We start from the raw sequence: 19,390 nt of genomic DNA, 5'->3' as shown, positions 1-19,390 counted from the left end.
AGAACGCGGCTCATATGTAATATGCCGATGATAATAGACCTTGCCCCACTTTGAAACCGGTCTGGCGGCGTTTTTGTTGTTCTGTATGACCCTGAGATCCCGAAAAAGTTTATGCCGCCAGCAGTTCTTTCGCGTTCGCGAGCGTATTACGCGTGACTTCACTGCCGCCGAGCAGTCGTGCCAGCTCCTGAAGACGCGCGCGTTTATCCAGCGGCTTCATGTGCGTTTCGGTCATTTCGCCGTCGGTTTCTTTACTGACAATAAAGTGATGATGACCACATCCCGCGACCTGCGGCAGGTGGGTGACACACATCACCTGCGTTGACTCACCTAGCTGGCGCAGCAGTTTACCCACCACTGCCGCCGTTGGGCCGCTGATGCCCACATCCACTTCATCGAAAATCAGCGCCGGGGTTTCCATTTTACGCGCGGTAATCACCTGAATCGCCAGCGCAATACGCGACAGTTCACCGCCGGATGCCACTTTGGAGATTGCCTGCAGCGGCTGCCCCGGGTTGGTGGTGACGCGGAACTCGATGCGATCCGCCCCTTCTGCCGTCAGGTGGTTCTCTTCAAAACGGACATCAATAGTGAATACACCGTGCGGCATCGCCAGCGTGTGCATGCTGTCGGTGATGTGCTGGCTTAGCTCCTGAGCGTAATGTTGACGGATCTCATGCAGTTTTTTCGCCGTGGTCAGCGCCTGCTGATGATGCAGGTTCACGGCCAGAGAGAGGGTTTCCTGCGAATCCGCCTGATCGTCAAGCTGCTGCTGTTCTTCGAGCAGAGACTGATAATAGCCTGGTAGTTCTTCCGGCGTGACATGGTGCTTGCGCGCCAGTGAAATCTGACGAGAAAGGCGCTGCTCCAGCTCAAACAGGCGGTTCGGGTCGAGGTCCAGCCGTTCACAATAATGACGCAGTTCGTCACTGGCTTCTGAGATTTGAATCGCGGCCTCTTCCAGCATATCCAGTACGCCAGAAAGTTTACTGTCCATGCCGGCCAGTTCGGTGACCAGTTGACGGACATTGTACAGCTGGCTCTGCAGGTTAACGTCTTCGCCATCTGCCAGCATGTTGAGGGCATTCTGGCTGGTTGAGAGCAGGTGGCCGCTGTTGGCGAGGCGCTTGTACTCTTCGTCAATTTGTTCAAACTCACCCGCCTGCGGGTTAAATTCGTTCAGCTCTTTAAGCTGGTACGCCAGCAGCTCCGCACGCGCGGCGCGCTCCTGGCTTTGCTGCTGGTGCTGGGCTAGCTCGCGGCAGCTCTGATGCCACTGGCGGTAGTGCTCCGCCATAAGTTGAGTAAGCGCGTACTCACCCGCATAGCCATCAAGCAGGGCTTTCTGCTGTTCTGGTTTGACGAGTTGCTGATGCGCGTGCTGACCGTGGATCTGGATAAGCAGCTGGCCGAGTTCGCGGAGCTGGGAGAGCGGGACTGCCGTGCCGTTGATAAAGCCTCGGGAGCGCCCGTCGCTGCTGATCACGCGGCGAAGTAAACACTCACGTCCATCTTCGAGCTGATTTTGTTCCAGCCAGCGCAGGGCTGCAGGGGTATCTTTCAGGGAGAAACGTGCGCAAAGATCGGCACGGTTTGCGCCCATGCGCACCATGTCGCCCTCTGCACGGCCGCCAAGGCACAAGCCGAGGGCATCAATGGCAATGGATTTACCCGCACCGGTTTCGCCGGTGATCGCCGTCATGCCGCTGTGGAAATCGATCTCAAGCTCACGAACAATGGCAAAGTTGCTGATGGTCAGTTGTGCCAGCATAATTGTTTTCCTGTATGAAAAACCATAACTGTGTTTTCATACAGTATAAACTGGTTTTTTATACAGTAAAGTACTGGATGCAAAATCAGAACAATTTTTTTGACCAGCCAAGCTTCGAGCTTAATGTGTTGAAATAGCTGTAATCTTTCGGGTGAATCAAGTTCAGGTGGTAATCACACCGGCGAATAAGAACATCTTCACCTTCCTGGATTGGCAGCGCGATCTGGCTGTCGCAGCTGATCTCCAGGTCGTTACGGCGGTGCGAGAAGCGCAGACGTATCGTGCTGTCGCCGTTAATCACCAGCGGGCGCGCGGAGAGCGTGTGCGGGAACATCGGCACTAGCGTAATAGCATCCAGAGAGGGCGTCAGGATCGGGCCGCCCGCAGAAAGCGAGTAGGCGGTTGAGCCGGTCGGGGTGGAGATAATCAACCCGTCAGAACGCTGGGAAAAGGCAAAGATTTCATCGATATAAACTTCGAACTCAATCATGTGTGCCACTTTGCCGGGATGAAGCACCACCTCGTTAATCGCGGTGCTGATGCGCTTCTGACAGTCCTGCTGGCACACCTGCGCTTCCAGTAAAAAGCGTTTTTCGCTGATATAATGACCTTCCAGCACGTCGGCCAGCTGTTGCTGCGCGTTGTCCGGGTCGAGGTCGGTTAAAAAGCCGAGATTGCCGCGGTTGATACCGATGACCTTGATGTCATAACGCGCCAGCGTGCGTGCCGCGCCGAGCATGTTGCCATCGCCGCCCACCACCACGGCGAGATCGGCCTGTTGGCCAATTTCCGCCAGCGTGCCGGTTTTGACGCTCTTCAACTGCAGTTCCTGCGCAATTTGCTGCTCGACCATCACTTCATAGCCTTTGCTACACAACCAGCGATACAACATTTCATGTGTCGTCAATGCGGTAGGGTGACGCGGATGCCCGACGATCCCAATACACCTGAAATGATTATTCATTTTCTGGAGGTCCTTGTGCCTGATGAATGATGACAATCTCTCTTGTTCCCTTGAATCCAGGAAACTGATCCCCATAATAAGCGAAGTTAGCGAGATGAATGCAGAAAAACGCGGAGAAATTCATGAGTAGTAAAGAACAGAAAACGCCTGAGGGGCAAGCCCCTGAAGAAATTATCACGGAACAGCACGATGAAGTTGAGGCTGTAGAGCCAGACGCATCTGCTGAGCAGGTGGACCCGCGCGATGAAAAAATTGCGAATCTGGAAGCCCAACTGGTAGAAGCACAGAATCGCGAACGCGACACCGTTCTGCGCATCAAGGCGGAAATGGAAAACCTGCGTCGTCGTACCGAGCAGGACGTTGAGAAGGCGCATAAATTTGCGCTGGAGAAATTCGTCAACGAACTGCTGCCGGTGATCGATAGCCTTGACCGCGCGCTGGAAGTGGCTGACAAAGCGAATCCGGACAACGCGGCGATGATCGAAGGTATCGAACTGACGCTGAAATCCATGCTCGACGTCGTGCGTAAGTTTGGCGTGGAAGTGATTGCGGATACCGATGTGCCGCTGGATCCAAACGTTCACCAGGCCATTGCGATGGTGGAATCTGAAGAGATTGAAGCCGGTAAAGTGCTGGGCGTGATGCAGAAAGGTTACACCCTGAACGGCCGTACCATTCGCGCTGCGATGGTGACCGTGGCGAAAGCGAAAGCCTAATTTGCTACCTGTAGTGCCGGGTGGCGGTATTCGCCTTACCCGGCCTACGTTTTATTCAGCAATACTTTCCCGAAGTGGCGTAACGGGCAGCACCTTCACCTGCTTAATCATATTGCCCTGCACGTCCAGGATATCAATATCGTACTGCTCAATGCGCACACGCGTGCCCGCCGCTGGGATCTCTTCCAGCGCTTCCAGAATCATCCCGTTCATGGTACGAGCTTCATCTTCCGGCAAATGCCAGTTAAAGGCTTTGTTGAGTTCACGGATGTTCGCGCTACCGTCAATCAGTACCGAACCGTCGTTCTGCGGAGTCACTTCCTCCGCGAGGGAAGGGGACATCGACGTGGTAAAGTCTCCGACAATCTCTTCCAGAATATCTTCGACCGTCACCAGGCCCTGAATATCGCCGTACTCGTTGACCACCAGGCCGACTTTTTTCTTGTTGCGCTGGAATTTAACCAGCTGCGTGCTGAGCGGCGTACCTTCCGGCACGTAGTAAATCTCGTCGGCGGCGCGCAGCATCACCTCTTTGGTGAACTCTTTTTTCTCGGTCATCAGACGGTAGGCTTCGCGCACGCGCAGCATGCTGATGGCGTCATCCAGCGAGTCGCGATAGAGCACGATGCGCCCATGCGGAGAGTGCGTCAGCTGGCGGACAATGGCTTTCCAGTCGTCGTTGATGTCGATACCGACGATTTCGTTACGCGGCACCATGATGTCGTTCACGCTCACTTTTTCCAGATCCAGCACCGACAGGAGCATATCCTGATTGCGCCGGGAGATCTGCGAGCGGGATTCGTTCACGATGGTGCGCAGCTCTTCTTTGCTGAGCGCGCTGCTGATAGTGACGTCGGCTTTGATCCCCACCATCCGCATCAAAACGCGCGTGACCATGTTCAGCAGCCAGACCAGCGGCATCATCAGGATCTGCAGCGGCGCCAGCAGGAAGCTGCTCGGGTAGGCCACCTTTTCCGGGTAAAGCGCGGCGATGGTTTTTGGCAGTACTTCGGCAAACACCAGCACCACAAACGTCAGCACGCCGGTGGCAATCGCGACCCCGGCGTTGCCGTACAGGCGCATCCCAACGATGGTGCCGAGGGCTGAGGCCAGAATATTGACAAGGTTGTTGCCGATAAGCACCAGGCTTATCAGCCGATCCGGCTTGCGGAGCAGTTTTTCAACGCGGCGGGCGGCACGGTTACCCTGTTTAGCACGATGACGCAACCGGTAACGGTTTAAGGTCATCATGCCGGTTTCCGAGCCGGAGAAATAGGCGGAGATGACCACCATGACGATCAGGATAACGATCAGCGTGGTGGTAGAGATGTGTTCCAGGGGGAACTCCTTTTATAACTTAGCCAGCAAATTGCTGTATGAAGCGGCTGCCAAAATAGGCAAGGGTGAGAATGCCCGCACCCGCGACGTTGAACCAGACGACGCGACGACCGCGCCAGCCTTCATGATAATGGCCCCACAACAGGACAATATAGACAAACCACGCGATGATGGAGAGCACTGCTTTATCGATATTCTCCACGCTGAACAGGTTCTTCATATAAAACAGGCCGGTGCAGAGCGTGAGCGTCAGCAGCACCACGCCTATCTGGGTGATGTGGAACATCTTACGCTCAATGACCATCAGCGGCGGCATTTCATGGTTGAACGCCAGCTTTTTGTTTTTCAACTGGTAATCAATCCAGGCGAGCTGCATGGCGTAAAGCGCGGCGATGATCAGCGTCGCATAGGCGAACAGTGACAGGCCGATGTGCACCAGCATCCCCGGTGTCGCCTCCAGATGCGTAATGAATTCATTGGGCATAAAGGTGGCTAAAGCCAGATTGATCAGCGCGAAGGTATAGACAATCGGCAGCAGCAGCCAGCCGCGATTTTTAGACGCGACGATGGTCATTACCGTACAGATCATCAGGCTGACCAGCGAGCCGACGTTGAGGACGCTCAGGTTTTGCACGCTGCCGTCGCCGGGAATAATGCGTGATTCCAGCGCAAACGCGTGGCTTATCAGTGCGATGACCGCCGAAAGAATAGCCATGCGCCGCCAGCCGCTGTTTTTTTGCAGCAGTCCGGGAATAATCAGCGCGAGGCTGACAGAGTAGGCAACAAGGGCGATCAGTGCGAAAACAGGCATATAGGCATCGACAGTTGTCTTAATAAGAAAGAGAAGCAGTATAACGTTACGTGACGCCTGCTCCAACCGTTGCATAACAACAAAGGCGCCTTCATGTTATACTCCGGCAAAATTCTGTGTATGTGTCGCTCAATGCGGCCCAACGTTTCTACTCAGGCGAGAGACAATGTTTGATAATTTAACCGATCGTTTGTCGCGCACGCTGCGCAACATCAGCGGCCGCGGACGCCTTACTGAAGAGAACATCAAGGAAACGCTGCGCGAAGTGCGCATGGCGCTGCTGGAAGCAGACGTGGCGTTGCCGGTTGTTCGTGATTTTATCAACCGCGTAAAAGAGAAGGCGGTTGGTCATGAAGTTAACAAGAGCCTGACTCCGGGTCAGGAGTTCGTCAAAATCGTTCGTAACGAACTGGTTTCGGCGATGGGCGAAGAGAACCAGGTGCTTAACCTGGCGGCTCAGCCTCCGGCAGTGGTGCTGATGGCGGGCCTGCAGGGTGCGGGTAAAACCACCAGCGTCGGTAAGCTGGGTAAATTCCTGCGCGAAAAGCACAAGAAGAAAGTGCTGGTGGTCTCTGCGGACGTCTATCGCCCGGCGGCGATCAAGCAGCTGGAAACGCTGGCCGAGCAGGTCGGCGTGGACTTCTTCCCGTCCGACGTTGCCCAGAAGCCTGTCGACATCGTTAACGCCGCGCTGAAAGAAGCGAAGCTGAAATTCTACGACGTGCTGCTGGTGGATACCGCCGGTCGTCTGCACGTTGACGAAGCGATGATGGACGAAATCAAGCAGGTGCACGCTTCTATCAACCCGGTAGAGACCCTGTTTGTCGTTGACGCCATGACCGGTCAGGATGCGGCAAATACCGCGAAAGCGTTTAACGAAGCGCTGCCGTTAACCGGCGTGGTGCTGACCAAAGTCGACGGCGACGCCCGCGGTGGTGCGGCCCTTTCGATTCGCCACATCACCGGTAAGCCGATCAAGTTCCTCGGCGTGGGCGAGAAAACCGAAGCGCTGGAGCCGTTCCACCCGGACCGTATCGCCTCCCGTATCCTCGGCATGGGCGACGTGCTGTCGCTGATCGAAGATATCGAGAGCAAGGTCGACCGCGCGCAGGCTGAAAAGCTCGCCAGCAAGCTGAAAAAAGGTGACGGTTTCGATCTGACCGACTTCCTTGAGCAGCTGCGTCAGATGAAAAACATGGGCGGCATGGCAAGCCTGATGGGCAAACTGCCGGGCATGGGCCAGATCCCTGACAACGTTAAATCCCAGATGGATGACAAAGTGCTGGTGCGTATGGAGGCGATCATTAACTCCATGACGCTGAAAGAACGAGCCAAGCCAGAAATCATCAAAGGTTCCCGTAAGCGCCGTATCGCTGCCGGTTGCGGCATGCAGGTGCAGGACGTTAACCGCCTTCTGAAACAGTTCGACGACATGCAGCGCATGATGAAGAAAATGAAGAAAGGCGGCATGGCGAAGATGATGCGCGGCATGAAAGGCATGATGCCTCCCGGTTTTCCAGGGCGTTAATCGCTTTTGAGATTGCTTTTTGCCCGAAAATGAGTAAAATTTTCGGGCTTTTAATATGACACCCGGGCTCCGTTCCTCGATGGGGCCCGGTTGTTTTATTCACACAAGAGGATGTTATGGTAACTATTCGTTTAGCACGTCACGGCGCTAAAAAGCGTCCGTTCTACCAGGTTGTTGTGACTGACAGCCGTAATGCACGCAACGGTCGCTTCATTGAGCGCGTTGGTTTCTTCAACCCACTGGCCTCTGGCGCAGAAGAAGAAACCCGTCTGGATCTGGATCGTATCGCTCACTGGGTTGGCCAGGGCGCTACTGTTTCCGATCGCGTTGCTACGCTGATCAAAGCAGCAAACAAAGCAGCTTAATCTGTCACGGTGGTCATGATGAGCAATAAAGCACCTGTTGAACCGATCGTATTGGGAAAAATGGGTTCTTGCTACGGTATCCGTGGTTGGCTCAGAGTGTTTTCCTCCACTGAAGACGCTGATAGCATTTTTGATTACCAGCCCTGGTTCATCCAGAAAGCCGGTAAGTGGGAAGAGGTCGAGCTGGAAAGCTGGCGTCACCACAATCAGGACATCATCATCAAGCTGAAAGGCATTGACGATCGTGATGCCGCGAATGCGCTGACTAATTGTGAAATTGTCGTGGATTCGTCGCAGTTGCCACAGCTGGAAGAGGGCGACTACTACTGGAAAGACCTTATGGGCTGCCAGGTAGTCACCACTGAAGGTTACAGCCTGGGGAAAGTCATCGATATGATGGAAACCGGGTCAAATGACGTTCTCGTCATTAAGGCAAACCTGAAAGATGCATTTGGCATCAAGGAGCGGCTGGTCCCGTTCCTCGATGGACAGGTTATCAAGAAAGTCGATCTCGCTACTCAAACCATTGAAGTAGATTGGGATCCTGGTTTTTAAATTCTCCGGATAAACGGTAAAAGACGGCGCTATGTGGATTGGCATAATTAGCCTGTTTCCTGAAATGTTCCGCGCGATTACCGATTACGGGGTAACTGGCCGGGCAGTAAAGAATGGCCTGCTGAGCATCCAGAGCTGGAGTCCGCGTGACTTTACTCATGACCGGCACCGTACCGTGGACGATCGTCCTTACGGCGGCGGACCGGGGATGTTAATGATGGTGCAACCCTTACGGGACGCCATTCACACAGCAAAAGCCGCGGCAGGTGAAGGCGCAAAGGTGATTTATCTGTCACCTCAGGGACGCAAGCTTGATCAAGCGGGCGTGAGCGAACTGGCGACGAATCAAAAGCTGATTCTGGTCTGTGGGCGCTACGAAGGGATAGATGAGCGCGTAATTCAAACCGAGATTGACGAAGAATGGTCTATCGGCGATTACGTTCTCAGCGGTGGTGAGTTACCGGCAATGACGCTGATTGACTCCGTCGCCCGGTTTATTCCGGGGGTACTGGGCCATGAAGCTTCGGCAACGGAAGATTCCTTTGCCGATGGATTGCTGGACTGTCCACACTATACTCGTCCTGAAGTGTTAGAAGGGATGGAAGTACCGGCAGTGTTACTGTCTGGAAACCATGCCGAGATACGTCGCTGGCGTTTGAAGCAGTCGCTGGGCCGAACCTGGCTTAGAAGACCTGAACTTCTGGAAAACCTGGCTCTGACTGAAGAGCAAGCAAAGTTGCTGGCCGAGTTCAAAACTGAACACGCGCACCAGCAGCATGAACATGATGGGAAGGCGTAATACGCTCCCGAATATCAGTTTACCCAGGATAAGAGATTAAATTATGAGCAACATTATTAAGCAACTTGAACAAGAGCAGATGAAGCAGGACGTACCTTCCTTCCGTCCAGGTGACACCGTGGAAGTGAAAGTATGGGTTGTTGAAGGTTCCAAAAAACGTCTGCAGGCATTCGAGGGCGTGGTTATCGCTATTCGTAACCGCGGTCTGCACTCTGCATTCACTGTTCGTAAAATTTCCAACGGCGAAGGCGTTGAGCGTGTCTTCCAGACTCACTCTCCGGTAGTTGACAGCATTGCTGTTAAACGTCGTGGTGCTGTACGTAAAGCTAAACTGTACTACCTGCGTGAGCGTACTGGTAAGTCTGCTCGTATTAAAGAGCGTCTGAACTAAGATTCGCTTAAGCGACATCCTGTTAGAAAGGGCTGGCCGAAAGGCTGGCCCTTTTTTTATCCCATCGCACCTCTCGCATTAACCCTTTCGTCATAAATCATTTACAATGCTTGCCTCTTGAATGGAGGGGACGTGGATAACGTACTGCATCAGCCCAACCGGAAACGCGCAGCGGCATTGACCGCGCTGTTTGCGATCCTGCTGATCGTGGTGGCACCCCTTATCTCCGTCTCGTTGCAGAAAGACCCCATGAGCGCCATGCCGGGCATGCATCATGACATGAGCATGATGTCGATGGACGAGCATCACGGCGATATGCCGCACACGATGCCGGTTGACCATGCGGAGGCGTGCGGCTACTGCGTGCTGTTAGCGCATGTCCCTGGCGTGATGCTCGCGCTGATAGTGCTGCTCAGTATCGTGCTGCAGAGGCTTCGCGTTAAGCCGCCGCGTCAGGCGGTCAGCCATTGGCACTTTTTCCCCTGGCTTTACCCTGATACCCGCGCGCCGCCGCGGCAGTCTGCTTTTTCCCTTTAAAAACTCAATCGATAACTTTTTGCCTTAAAAAGGAAAAGTATGACTACCTGCACTCCGCGCGCGGCATGGGGAAACCTGCTGCGTCGCCTCCATTTCTACGTCGGGCTATTTGTCGGCCCGTTTATCTTCTTCGCCGCGCTGACCGGTACGCTGTACGTGGCGACCCCGCAGCTCGAGAATGCGCTCTACCGGGACGCGCTCCACACGAATTCCGTGGGCGAACCGAAGCCGCTGGCGGAACAAATCGCCACGGCGGAAAAGGCCGTTGGCTCAGATTTGCGTTTGCACGCCGTTCGCCCGGGGCTGGTTGAAGGTGAAACCACCCGCGTGATGTTTGCGGACCCGACGCTGGGGCCCTCGGAAAACCGGGCAATCTTTATCGATCCGGTAAGCCTCACGGTGCTGGGGGATATGACGGTGTACGGTACCAGCGGGATTTTACCGCTGCGTCAGACCATTGATTATCTGCATACCTCTCTGATGCTGGGCGATATTGGGCGGCTCTATAGCGAACTGGCCGCTTCCTGGATTTGGGTGGCCGCACTGGGAGGGATTGCCCTGTGGTTTTATACCCGACCAAAACGCCGGATTAACAATCGCTTCCAGAACCGCCGTCGGGTGCATGTGACGCTCGGCTGGATATTACTGGGGGGCATGCTGCTCTTCTCTGCAACCGGCCTGACCTGGTCCCAGTGGGCGGGCGGGAACGTGGATAAGCTGCGTGCAGAGATGAACTGGCTCACCCCGCAGGTGAACACGACGCTATCCGGCCAACATGAGGTCGTGGATGAACATGCCGAACACCGTGGCCATCACGGCGGAATGGTGATGCCGGAAATGGCGATGGATCTGACGCGGTTTGACGGCGTGTTGAGCGCGGCGCGTAAAGCGGGGATTGATGCCAACAGGCTGGAGATCCGCCCGGCGAAAACAATGGATCGCGCATGGACAGTGACGGAGATCGACCGCAGCTGGCCGACTCAGGTGGACGCCGTTGCGGTTGATCCCGGTACGATGCAGATCCTCGACAGAACCCGATTCGAGGATTTCCCGCTCATGGCAAAACTGACCCGCTGGGGCGTGGATTTCCATATGGGGATCTTATTCGGGCTGGTGAATCAGCTGCTGCTCGTTGCTTTCGGCCTTGCCCTGTGCGTGCTTATCATCTGGGGATACCGGATGTGGTGGATGCGTCGTCCGGCACAGTCGGCAATGAATCCGGTGCAGACGCTTACTCAGAGCTGGCTGGCGCTGTCAGGGTGGGGAAGAGGTGTTACCGTGGTCATCAGCGCACTGCTGGGGCTGGCTTTGCCGGTGATGGGCGTGAGTCTGGCGCTGTTTGTTCTGATTGACTGGCTGCGCTGGCGAGCGGCAACAGGCGTGTCGCTCACCGAATCATCCGCTAAATAATCCTATGGCGCGCTGATAACCACTGACACCCGGCGGTTTTCAGCGCGCCCTTGTGCAGTGCTATTGCTCGCAATCGGATATTTTTGGCCTAATCCCCGGGTGGTGAGATTGCTGCGCGGGATATTCGCGCCCTTCGCCCAGGCGTCGGCCACGGCATTGGCGCGTTTTAACGACAGGGCTTCGTTGTAGCTTGCTTCACCGTAATTATCGGTATGACCGTCCATTCGCGCGTGATTCAGGCCAGTTTTCGCCAGACGAGAGGCCATGGACTGGATCTGTGTTTCACTTTCCGGACGCAGTCTGGCGTCATTCTTATCAAAGAGGATGGTGTCCGACATACCAAGCGACCAGTCGCCGTTCAGTTCGTTAAAACCGTATGACTTCATCGCCGCGATTTGCTCAGGTGTGAACTTGCCCTGGGGCGGCGACTGACAGCCAGCCAGAACCAGTGAGGCCATAACTAACGGCGCGAAGTATCGTTTTAACATAGTATTTCCTTCCTAACTTATTGTTTTTGTACGCTGGTTTTTGACCTGGTACATATTACGGTCGGCTTTCTCCAGTAATGCTTCAACGGACGCATTTTCCCACGCCAGAGCAAAGCCAATGCTGAGTGACATCGATGCTTTTTGTCCGTTATGCAGATCAAACGGACGGATAAACTGCTGCGCTAGCGCAGCACAAATGTGTTGAACCTCTGGTTCAGAATGCACCCCGTACAGCACCATGGCAAATTCGTCACCGCCAAGGCGGTAGGACTGGTGGCGTTTATCGCCAAATTCCACCATCCTGCTGGCGACTTCAATCAGCACGCAGTCTCCTGCCGCGTGTCCCCAGGTGTCGTTAATAAACTTAAAATTATCACCGTCGAGGAAGAGCAGGGCCGAGTTTGTTTTTGCCGAGGGGTCATTCATTAATGCCGCAATACTGTTACGAAACGCAGCGCGGTTAGCAAGACCGGTGAGCGGGTCGTGCATGGCGGTACGAAGCAGTTGAGCGTTTTTCGCCTGGAGCTTAAGCTGCCACTCCTCCATCTCGTCCAGCAGGCTGTTGAAGTCTTCTCCAAACTGATGGAATTCTTCAATGCGCCCATCTTTCACCCGACGGGAAAAGTTGCGATTGGTGCGGACGTCATGCACAACGTCGGTGATATTTTGCAGCGCCGTGACCATGCCGCGGTGCAGAGACTGGGTAATGGTGAGCGCGACGACGGTTGCAAAAAGAATACAGCCGGTGAGGACGGCAAACGACATCCAGATGAAATGGCTGATAAGGCTGTCACGCGCGGTAAGACGTATTTCACCTATCTTCGCGCCGTTGTGCAGGATGGGCTGCGCAACCGGAACGGGGAAAAGCCAGCGGCTTACCAGCGCCCCCAGCGTGTCGTTATTATCCTTCGGGTTCCAGGACCAGTAGGCAAAGCGCTTTTTATGCCCGTTGATGACTTCTGCTACGGCAAACTGCCCCTGCTTACCCAGCGCAGCGAGCGTTTCGTTGGCCGCCAGTGAATCGTTGAAAACCAGAGAGGCTTCAAGGCTGTGGCTCATTGTGGCGCCGGTTAATTCGAGATTTTTTTGCGCGTATTGTTTTAATGTTACGACCGAGGCAAAACAGAGCAACAGCCATATTAACGTCATTGTGATGATGACGCTTATCATGCTGTTTCGCCTCAGCGTTCTTTTAAAGGTCGGACGCTGCGTCGAGATGAAATCTTTATCCATGCTGCTTATTCCGTGCAAGCATCAATACATCCGGGTTAACCCTGACGCCACTGCGTGTCAACGCATCCAGATTGACGGAAAATCGCACCTGGCCACGATCGATTATCAGGCAAAAGGCGCTGCCAATAACACATTCCGGATTTTGCTCTGAGATTAATAGCAATGCTCTGCCCTGATATTGACTTATTAATTCAAGTTGTTTCGCAGGTGGTTCAGTCCCGAAATAAACAGCATCGCATGTCGCGGCCAGGGCTTCCCGATCGTTACGTACAATAACGGGGGTATAAGGTAACTCGTTATGCCCCTGGTTTTCGCTGAGCGCGTGCGTATAGTGAGAAGTGGCATAGATGCAGAGTTTAGGCTGACCGGAAAGCGACGGCCATCGCGTATAGCTCACTATGCCTGAGACAATAGAACGTACCGATTTATCTGTCTCCGAGAGCGCGCCTGCCATCGCCGGGCCCACCATAAGGAACAGCATTAGCACCAGAGTGAGTCGGAACAAAGAGTTCAAGTATAAATTTCTCACCAGAATCCGCCGTACCGCTCCGGAAATAGATGTCCTTAAGAGTTGCGGGCAGAATACCATTGTTTATCAGAACCGTCATTATGTCAGAAATAGCCCATGGCTGACCTAAGCTAAATCCTACAGTTGTTTATTTTCCAAAGAATAAAAGCAGACTTAATTAAGCCTGCTGGAACGCATACTTTCATCCATTCCTTTTTGCCATGACGCATGCAGTTTCGCTGCATTTTCAACAGTATCACAACTGGCTGGATAAGATTTGCCCGCTAATCCCCATGCATGAATAAAGCCTTCTTCACACACTTTCTTCTGACCATCAGCATAGCCGCGAAGATATTCATTACGATCGACGTGGGGGTCGTTAAAACTATCGGCCAGGGTCTGGTTATCTTTAACCGGCAGGCCATTTATGGCGTCTTCTTTACCCGCGCTGAACCAGTCCGGGCTCGTCCAGTTGGGCTGGAAAGTGTAAGGATTAATCTGACAGCCCGATAAAAACAGCGACAGCAGGACGAAAGCAATCGATCGCATAACCCTTCTCCTTTTTCTTCAGCATAGCCTGGCGGAAGAAATTTAGAGTGTAATTTAAAGTTTACGATTTTAGCGGCTGATTTTTGCCTTTATTGTGCGACTGTAAACTAATATGTACGTATTTTGGATTGAAATGTTTACTTTTTATGGTATCGTGGTTTCACCTCACTGAGGAAAACAACTATCGCAAACGAGCTTTACAGGATCGCTATCATGCAAAAAGACGCGCTGAACAACGTACATATCACTGACGAACAGGTTTTGATTACCCCGGATCAACTGAAAGCGGAGTTTCCGCTGAGCGCCGCGCAGGAGGCTCAGATCGAGCACTCTCGCCAGACCATTTCTGACATTATCGCTGGCCGCGATCCGCGCCTGCTGGTGGTGTGTGGTCCTTGCTCTATTCACGATCCTGAAACCGCCATTGAGTATGCGCGTCGATTTAAAGCATTAGCGGAGGAGGTCAGCGATAGCCTCTATCTGGTGATGCGCGTCTATTTTGAAAAGCCACGCACGACGGTTGGCTGGAAAGGATTGATCAACGATCCGCACATGGATGGCTCGTTTGATGTGGAAGCAGGCCTGAAGATTGCGCGTCGCCTGCTGGTGGAACTGGTCAGCATGGGGCTGCCGCTGGCAACCGAAGCGCTGGATCCAAACAGCCCGCAATACCTGGGCGATCTGTTTAGCTGGTCCGCAATTGGTGCGCGTACGACTGAATCGCAAACCCACCGTGAGATGGCGTCTGGCCTGTCGATGCCGGTTGGCTTTAAAAACGGTACCGATGGCAGCTTGGCGACGGCGATCAACGCCATGCGCGCCGCCGCCATGCCGCACCGCTTTGTCGGTATCAACCAGGCGGGCCAGGTGTGCCTGCTGCAAACGCAGGGCAACCCGGACGGTCATGTGATCCTGCGCGGCGGTAAAGCGCCAAACTACAGCCCGGCGGACGTGGCGCAGTGTGAAAAAGAGATGGAACAGGCGGGACTGCGTCCGGCACTGATGGTAGATTGCAGTCATGGTAATTCGAATAAAGATTACCGTCGCCAGCCAGCGGTTGCGGAATCCGTGGTCGCACAGATCAAAGACGGAAACCGTTCGATTATCGGCCTGATGATTGAGAGCAACATTCATGAAGGTAATCAGTCATCAGAACAGCCGCGCAGCGCGATGAAGCACGGCGTCTCCGTGACGGATGCCTGCATCAGCTGGGAAACCACCGATGCGCTGCTGCGTGAGATCCATAAAGATTTAAGCGGCCAGCTGGCGACGCGTCTGGCTTAAGAGGGTAGTTATGGTTGCTGAATTGACCGCACTGCGCGATCAAATTGATGAAGTGGATAAGGCGCTGCTGGACCTGCTGGCGCGCCGCATGGCGCTTGTTGCCGAAGTCGGTGAGGTGAAAAGCAAATACGGCCTGCCGATTTACGTCCCGGAGCGCGAAGCCTCAATGCTGGCCTCCCGTCGTAAAGAGGCGCAGGCGCTGGGCGTTTCGCCGGATTTGATTGAAGATGTTCTGCGTCGCGTGATGCGGGAATCCTATTCCAGCGAAAACGACAAGGGCTTTAAAACTCTCTGTCCGTCCCTGCGTCCGGTGGTGATTGTTGGCGGAGCAGGGCAGATGGGGCGTCTGTTCGAGAAAATGCTGACGCTTTCTGGCTATCAGGTGCGCATTCTGGAAAAAGAGGACTGGGCACAAGCACCGGAACTGATGAAAGATGCCGGAATGGTTATCGTCAGCGTACCGATCCACGTGACGGAGCAGATCATCGGGAAGCTTCCTCCTTTACCAAAAGACTGCATTCTGGTGGATCTGGCTTCCGTTAAAAACGGTCCTCTGCAGGCGATGCTGGCTGCGCATACGGGCCCGGTGCTGGGGCTGCACCCGATGTTTGGCCCGGACAGCGGCAGCCTGGCAAAGCAGGTGGTGGTTTACTGCGACGGTCGTCAGCCGGAAGCCTATCAGTGGTTCCTGGAACAGATTCAGGTCTGGGGCGCGAGGCTGCACCGCATCAGCGCGGTCGAGCACGATCAGAACATGGCGTTCATTCAGGCGCTGCGCCACTTTGCGACCTTTGCCTACGGCCTGCATCTGGCGGAAGAGAACGTGCAGCTTGAACAGCTGCTGGCGCTCTCTTCACCCATCTATCGTCTTGAGCTGGCGATGGTCGGGCGTCTGTTTGCGCAGGATCCCCAGCTTTACGCCGACATCATCATGTCGTCTGAAAATAACCTGGCGCTGATCAAGCGCTACTATCAGCGCTTTGGCGAAGCCATTACGCTGCTGGAGCACGGAGACAAGCAGGCGTTTATCGACAGCTTCCGCAAAGTGGAGCACTGGTTCGGCGATTACGCCACGCGTTTCCAGAGTGAAAGCCGCACGCTGTTGCGCCAGGCAAATGACAGTCGCCAGTAATCCAATGATGTATATACTGAAAGCCAGCAATGCTGGCTTTTTTCATTTTGGGGAACTGTCATGGCTGAACCGCAGCTGCTGTTGAACTACACCGGGCATCTGCCCGAATGCCCGACGTGGAGCGCAGAAGAAAATGCGCTTTACTGGGCGGATATTCTGGAAGGGGAGATCCACCGCTACCACCTGCCGACGGCGGAACATACCGTGCTTTCTTTCCACGAGGAGGTGGGCTGTTTCGCGCTGCGCGAGCAGGGTGGTTTTATCGTTGCGATGCGCACGGGCATCTGGCTAACCGATAAACACGGACTGCTGCGCCGCAAGGTGTGTGATAACCCCTCTAACCCGCAGCTGGCGCGTTTTAACGATGGGGGCACCGACCATCAGGGCCGGTTCTATGCGGGCACGTTCTGGGGGCCGGGAGATTACAACGGCGCCCTGCTGATGCGCATCGACAACGACCTGACGCCGAAGGTGATCCAGTGCGATATTCACGGGCACAACGGCTTAGCGTTTACCCCGGATAAGCAGTGGATGTTTACCTCAGACACGCCAAACGGCGTAATTTACCGCACGCCGCTTAACGAGCAGGGCGAACCCGGCAGGCGTGAGGTGTTTCGTCAGTTTAAAGAGGGCGAGGGGATACCGGACGGTGCGGCGATGGATGTGGAAGGCTGCTACTGGAGCGCGCTGTTTGACGGCTGGCGTATCGCGCGTTTTTCTCCACAAGGGGAGCAACTGGAAGAATACCGCATGCCGGTGCGTTGCCCGACGATGGTCTGCTTTGGCGGCGATGATATGAAAACGCTGTTCATTACCACCACGCGGGAAAATATGGATGCGGAGGAGGTGGCGAAGTATCCGCTTTCCGGAGCCGTCTTCACCCTGCCGGTTAATGTGGCAGGGATGAAGAAAAGCCGTTTTATCGAATGCTAGCTTGGATCGACCGGGACGACGTTTTCGCTCGGATAGCAGCCCAGCACTTTCATTGAACGGGTAATTTCACCCAGTTCGCGCAGGGCTTTCTGCATGGATGCAGATTCCAGGTTGGCCTGGATATCGAGGTAAAACATCTCTTCCCATGGATTACCGTGGATTGGGCGTGATTCCAGCCTGGTCATGATCAAATTGTGGTTGCGCAGCACCAGCAGGGCTTCTACCAGCGCGCCCGCCTGCTGGCCGGTCGCCATCAGCAGCGTGGTTTTCGCCGGCACCTGGTCTGACACGTTGATTGCCTTGCGGGCCAGCACCACGAAGCGGGTAATGTTTTGCGTCTGGTTAGCAAGATTGCGTTCCAGAACCTGTAAGCCATACAGCGCGCCGCCCGCTTCGCTGCCGAGCGCAGCAACGGTTGGGGAGTTGGCTTGCGCTACTTTTTCCATTGCCGCCGAGGTGCTTTCGGTGTACTCAATTTTCCAGTTCGGATAGCGGTTCAGAAACTGGCTACACTGCTGGAAAGGCTGCGGATGGCTGTAGACCGTTTCGATCGTGTTCAGGTCCGTTGAACCGGAGACCAGCACGCAGTGATCGATAGGGATCGTCAGCTCGCCGACCAGCGACAGGCTGGTATGCTGCAGTAGATCGTAGACGTCGTTGATGGCGCCGGAACTGGTGTTTTCAATCGGCACCACGGCGTAATCCGCCTGGCCGGTCTCAACCTGGTTAAAAATATCGGCGAATTTTGCGCAGCCGCTCTCAATAAACTCTTCAAAATGACGTGCGGCATACTGGCGTGCGGCCAGATGAGAGTAGGAGCCTTTAGGCCCGAGGAAGGCGATGCGCGCCGAGTGCGGGTTGGTTTTATTGAGATGCTGCTGGAGTAGCGCTTGCTGGGTCAGAACGGAATCTTCGATGATGAGCTGGAACAGCCGGGTGATGTAGTGGGCATCGAGGTGATGCGCTTTGCCGAGCTGGATGAGACGTTCCAGCAGATCCCGCTCGCGGTCGATGTCACGGACCGGACGATGGGAGTCCAGCTTGGCTTTGCCCACTTCAACGGCGAGGGCGCGACGTTCGGCCAGCAGCGCCAGTAATTTTTCATCCAGCGCGCTGATTTTTACTCGCAGATCCAGTAACGGGTTTTCCGGTGTCATAGTGTTGCCTGTCTCATTTTATCGTTATCAATAAAAAAGGCCCCCCGGTGTGGGAGGCCTTGTTGTTCGTCTTCGCATTCTTTATCACACGACGAAACGCCTCCCGTTCAGGGGAAGGTAAAAAAGAATGCGAAGAAGAACGGCGTAAGTTTCATAAAGTCATCCTGTGATTGATACCGTTAAAGTACCCGTACTGTTTTCACCCTGTCAATAAAAAACGCGCCCGAAGGCGCGTTGGCGGTACACTCAATTTAAAGGATTACTCTTCTTCAACTTCTTCCGCGAAGCTGGCGTCTTTCACCGACGTTGCGGCGCGACGGGCTTCACCTTTGTGTTGCACTTTATTGAGCTGCCGTTCCAGCTTGTTGATCAAATCGTTGATTGCGGTGTACATATCCTCATGTTTTGCGCTGGCGACCAGATGGCCGTTTGGAGTATTGATAGTTGCGTCAGCGATGAAACCCTGGGGCTCCTTGGACAGGATGATATGTGGATTAATCAAATGTGTTTGCCATTTATCCAGTTTGGCGAGACGGTCTGCGACGTGCTGGCGAATTGCCGGAGTAATTTCCATTTGTTTACTGGTAATGTTCATTGTCATAAATTTTACCTCTTGTCTTTCCGTCTTGGTGATTCCAGCATACCCGACCTAATGTCAAAATGTGTGATTTAGATCACGTTATTTTGTCGGTTTTTGTCAGGGAATCTTTTTTGTGAGGCAGGGCAGGAAGAGATGAGATTTACCTTGTGGAAGGTACGAATTACGGTCATAGTTGACGGGATGTGTTGAGGCTAAAGCGCTTCAGCGGATGTCTGAATTGAATAAAAAAACGGCAGCCTTCGGGCTGTAATGCCAGTCAGTTAAGACTCTGACTGGCCCTTTTTCGGGGCTGTGGGGTATCTCCAGGGCCTTTCCTTTAC

At 54.2% G+C, this 19,390-nt stretch carries 22 protein-coding genes and 1 other annotated feature; of the genes, 11 read left to right on the top strand and 11 right to left on the bottom strand.

What is annotated here, in order from left to right; translation table 11 throughout:
• Positions 1 to 109: 109 nt before the first annotated feature.
• Both recN and nadK read right to left on the bottom strand, forming a co-directional pair.
• Positions 110 to 1,771 (bottom strand): DNA repair protein RecN, encoded by a 1,662-nt coding sequence (gene recN, locus IM303_RS05935; protein WP_048957964.1) that lies wholly within the window; start codon positions 1,769 to 1,771, stop codon positions 110 to 112.
• A gap of 85 nt (positions 1,772 to 1,856) precedes the next feature.
• Positions 1,857 to 2,735: an NAD(+) kinase gene (nadK, locus tag IM303_RS05930; protein WP_008502500.1), complete on the bottom strand. Its 879-nt coding sequence runs from the start codon at positions 2,733 to 2,735 to the stop codon at positions 1,857 to 1,859.
• A gap of 122 nt (positions 2,736 to 2,857) precedes the next feature.
• Between nadK and grpE the strand changes: the two genes are divergently transcribed.
• On the top strand, positions 2,858 to 3,451 hold the full coding sequence (grpE, locus tag IM303_RS05925) for a nucleotide exchange factor GrpE (RefSeq protein ID WP_032644906.1): 594 nt from the start codon (positions 2,858 to 2,860) through the stop codon (positions 3,449 to 3,451).
• A gap of 51 nt (positions 3,452 to 3,502) precedes the next feature.
• Here the strand turns inward: grpE and IM303_RS05920 are convergent, their stop codons facing one another.
• Positions 3,503 to 4,789: an HlyC/CorC family transporter gene (locus IM303_RS05920; protein ID WP_193359768.1), complete on the bottom strand. Its 1,287-nt coding sequence runs from the start codon at positions 4,787 to 4,789 to the stop codon at positions 3,503 to 3,505.
• 19 nt (positions 4,790 to 4,808) lie between these two features.
• Positions 4,809 to 5,600 carry an inner membrane protein YpjD gene (locus IM303_RS05915; RefSeq protein ID WP_032645009.1) on the bottom strand — a complete coding sequence of 264 codons (792 nt, stop codon included), beginning with the start codon at positions 5,598 to 5,600 and terminating at the stop codon, positions 4,809 to 4,811.
• A 166-nt stretch (positions 5,601 to 5,766) separates the two neighbouring features.
• On the opposite strand from IM303_RS05915, the gene ffh reads away from it, so the two are divergent.
• The 7 genes from ffh to IM303_RS05880 all read left to right on the top strand — a co-directional run bounded on the left by ffh (position 5,767) and on the right by IM303_RS05880 (position 11,185).
• Positions 5,767 to 7,128 carry a signal recognition particle protein gene (gene ffh / locus IM303_RS05910; protein ID WP_003863132.1) on the top strand — a complete coding sequence of 454 codons (1,362 nt, stop codon included), beginning with the start codon at positions 5,767 to 5,769 and terminating at the stop codon, positions 7,126 to 7,128.
• Positions 7,129 to 7,244: 116 nt separating this feature from the next.
• Positions 7,245 to 7,493, top strand: a complete 249-nt coding sequence (gene rpsP / locus IM303_RS05905; protein WP_022649067.1) for a 30S ribosomal protein S16 — start codon at positions 7,245 to 7,247, stop codon at positions 7,491 to 7,493.
• Positions 7,494 to 7,508: 15 nt separating this feature from the next.
• On the top strand, positions 7,509 to 8,048 hold the full coding sequence (gene rimM, locus IM303_RS05900) for a ribosome maturation factor RimM (RefSeq protein WP_028014127.1): 540 nt from the start codon (positions 7,509 to 7,511) through the stop codon (positions 8,046 to 8,048).
• Positions 8,049 to 8,079: 31 nt separating this feature from the next.
• Positions 8,080 to 8,847 carry a tRNA (guanosine(37)-N1)-methyltransferase TrmD gene (gene trmD, locus IM303_RS05895; RefSeq protein WP_003863138.1) on the top strand — a complete coding sequence of 256 codons (768 nt, stop codon included), beginning with the start codon at positions 8,080 to 8,082 and terminating at the stop codon, positions 8,845 to 8,847.
• Between the two features lie 43 nt (positions 8,848 to 8,890).
• The gene (gene rplS / locus IM303_RS05890; RefSeq protein WP_002914145.1) at positions 8,891 to 9,238 is read left to right on the top strand and encodes a 50S ribosomal protein L19; all 348 of its coding nucleotides are present in this window, start codon (positions 8,891 to 8,893) and stop codon (positions 9,236 to 9,238) included.
• 132 nt (positions 9,239 to 9,370) lie between these two features.
• Entirely contained in the window at positions 9,371 to 9,775 is a 405-nt protein-coding gene (locus tag IM303_RS05885; protein WP_045260864.1) for a DUF2946 domain-containing protein, read from the top strand.
• A 39-nt stretch (positions 9,776 to 9,814) separates the two neighbouring features.
• On the top strand, positions 9,815 to 11,185 hold the full coding sequence (locus IM303_RS05880; protein ID WP_048998846.1) for a PepSY domain-containing protein: 1,371 nt from the start codon (positions 9,815 to 9,817) through the stop codon (positions 11,183 to 11,185).
• Positions 11,186 to 11,187: 2 nt separating this feature from the next.
• Here the strand turns inward: IM303_RS05880 and IM303_RS05875 are convergent, their stop codons facing one another.
• The 4 genes from IM303_RS05875 to IM303_RS05860 all read right to left on the bottom strand — a co-directional run bounded on the left by IM303_RS05875 (position 11,188) and on the right by IM303_RS05860 (position 13,963).
• Positions 11,188 to 11,673 carry an OmpA family protein gene (locus tag IM303_RS05875; protein WP_028014123.1) on the bottom strand — a complete coding sequence of 162 codons (486 nt, stop codon included), beginning with the start codon at positions 11,671 to 11,673 and terminating at the stop codon, positions 11,188 to 11,190.
• Between the two features lie 12 nt (positions 11,674 to 11,685).
• Entirely contained in the window at positions 11,686 to 12,906 is a 1,221-nt protein-coding gene (gene dgcN / locus IM303_RS05870; protein ID WP_028014122.1) for a diguanylate cyclase DgcN, read from the bottom strand.
• The gene (locus IM303_RS05865; RefSeq protein ID WP_370528543.1) at positions 12,899 to 13,360 is read right to left on the bottom strand and encodes a YfiR family protein; all 462 of its coding nucleotides are present in this window, start codon (positions 13,358 to 13,360) and stop codon (positions 12,899 to 12,901) included. Before IM303_RS05865 ends, dgcN begins: the two co-directional genes overlap by 8 nt.
• A 228-nt stretch (positions 13,361 to 13,588) precedes the next feature.
• Positions 13,589 to 13,963, bottom strand: coding sequence for a DUF2799 domain-containing protein (locus IM303_RS05860; RefSeq protein WP_041908636.1), 375 nt, complete (start codon positions 13,961 to 13,963; stop codon positions 13,589 to 13,591).
• A 213-nt stretch (positions 13,964 to 14,176) separates the two neighbouring features.
• Here IM303_RS05860 and aroF point away from each other — a divergent pair, with 213 nt between their 5' ends.
• From aroF to IM303_RS05845, 3 genes are read left to right on the top strand one after another with little or no spacing between them, the layout of a single operon-like run.
• Positions 14,177 to 15,247, top strand: coding sequence for a 3-deoxy-7-phosphoheptulonate synthase AroF (gene aroF / locus IM303_RS05855; RefSeq protein WP_041908638.1), 1,071 nt, complete (start codon positions 14,177 to 14,179; stop codon positions 15,245 to 15,247).
• 10 nt (positions 15,248 to 15,257) lie between these two features.
• Positions 15,258 to 16,379: a bifunctional chorismate mutase/prephenate dehydrogenase gene (gene tyrA / locus IM303_RS05850; protein ID WP_028014119.1), complete on the top strand. Its 1,122-nt coding sequence runs from the start codon at positions 15,258 to 15,260 to the stop codon at positions 16,377 to 16,379.
• Positions 16,380 to 16,439: 60 nt separating this feature from the next.
• On the top strand, positions 16,440 to 17,312 hold the full coding sequence (locus tag IM303_RS05845) for an SMP-30/gluconolactonase/LRE family protein (protein ID WP_193359711.1): 873 nt from the start codon (positions 16,440 to 16,442) through the stop codon (positions 17,310 to 17,312).
• On the opposite strand, the gene pheA is transcribed toward IM303_RS05845, so the two are convergent.
• From pheA to raiA, 3 genes are all read right to left on the bottom strand, one after another.
• Positions 17,309 to 18,469: a bifunctional chorismate mutase/prephenate dehydratase gene (pheA, locus tag IM303_RS05840; RefSeq protein WP_028014117.1), complete on the bottom strand. Its 1,161-nt coding sequence runs from the start codon at positions 18,467 to 18,469 to the stop codon at positions 17,309 to 17,311. The two genes, IM303_RS05845 and pheA, sit on opposite strands and share 4 nt — an antisense overlap.
• Before the next feature lie 30 nt (positions 18,470 to 18,499).
• Positions 18,500 to 18,625: a sequence feature (Phe leader region), on the bottom strand.
• The gene (gene pheL, locus IM303_RS05835; RefSeq protein WP_100249759.1) at positions 18,577 to 18,624 is read right to left on the bottom strand and encodes a pheA operon leader peptide PheL; all 48 of its coding nucleotides are present in this window, start codon (positions 18,622 to 18,624) and stop codon (positions 18,577 to 18,579) included. It overlaps the preceding feature by 48 nt.
• A 103-nt stretch (positions 18,626 to 18,728) precedes the next feature.
• On the bottom strand, positions 18,729 to 19,070 hold the full coding sequence (gene raiA / locus IM303_RS05830) for a ribosome-associated translation inhibitor RaiA (RefSeq protein ID WP_003863162.1): 342 nt from the start codon (positions 19,068 to 19,070) through the stop codon (positions 18,729 to 18,731).
• Positions 19,071 to 19,390: the final 320 nt, after the last annotated feature.

Source organism: Enterobacter cloacae complex sp. P38RS, assembly GCF_014930775.1.
Taxonomy (GTDB): domain Bacteria; phylum Pseudomonadota; class Gammaproteobacteria; order Enterobacterales; family Enterobacteriaceae; genus Enterobacter; species Enterobacter bugandensis.
The sequence above is the reverse complement of the archived record's forward strand: the minus strand, read 5'-3'. Positions and strand labels throughout refer to the sequence as shown.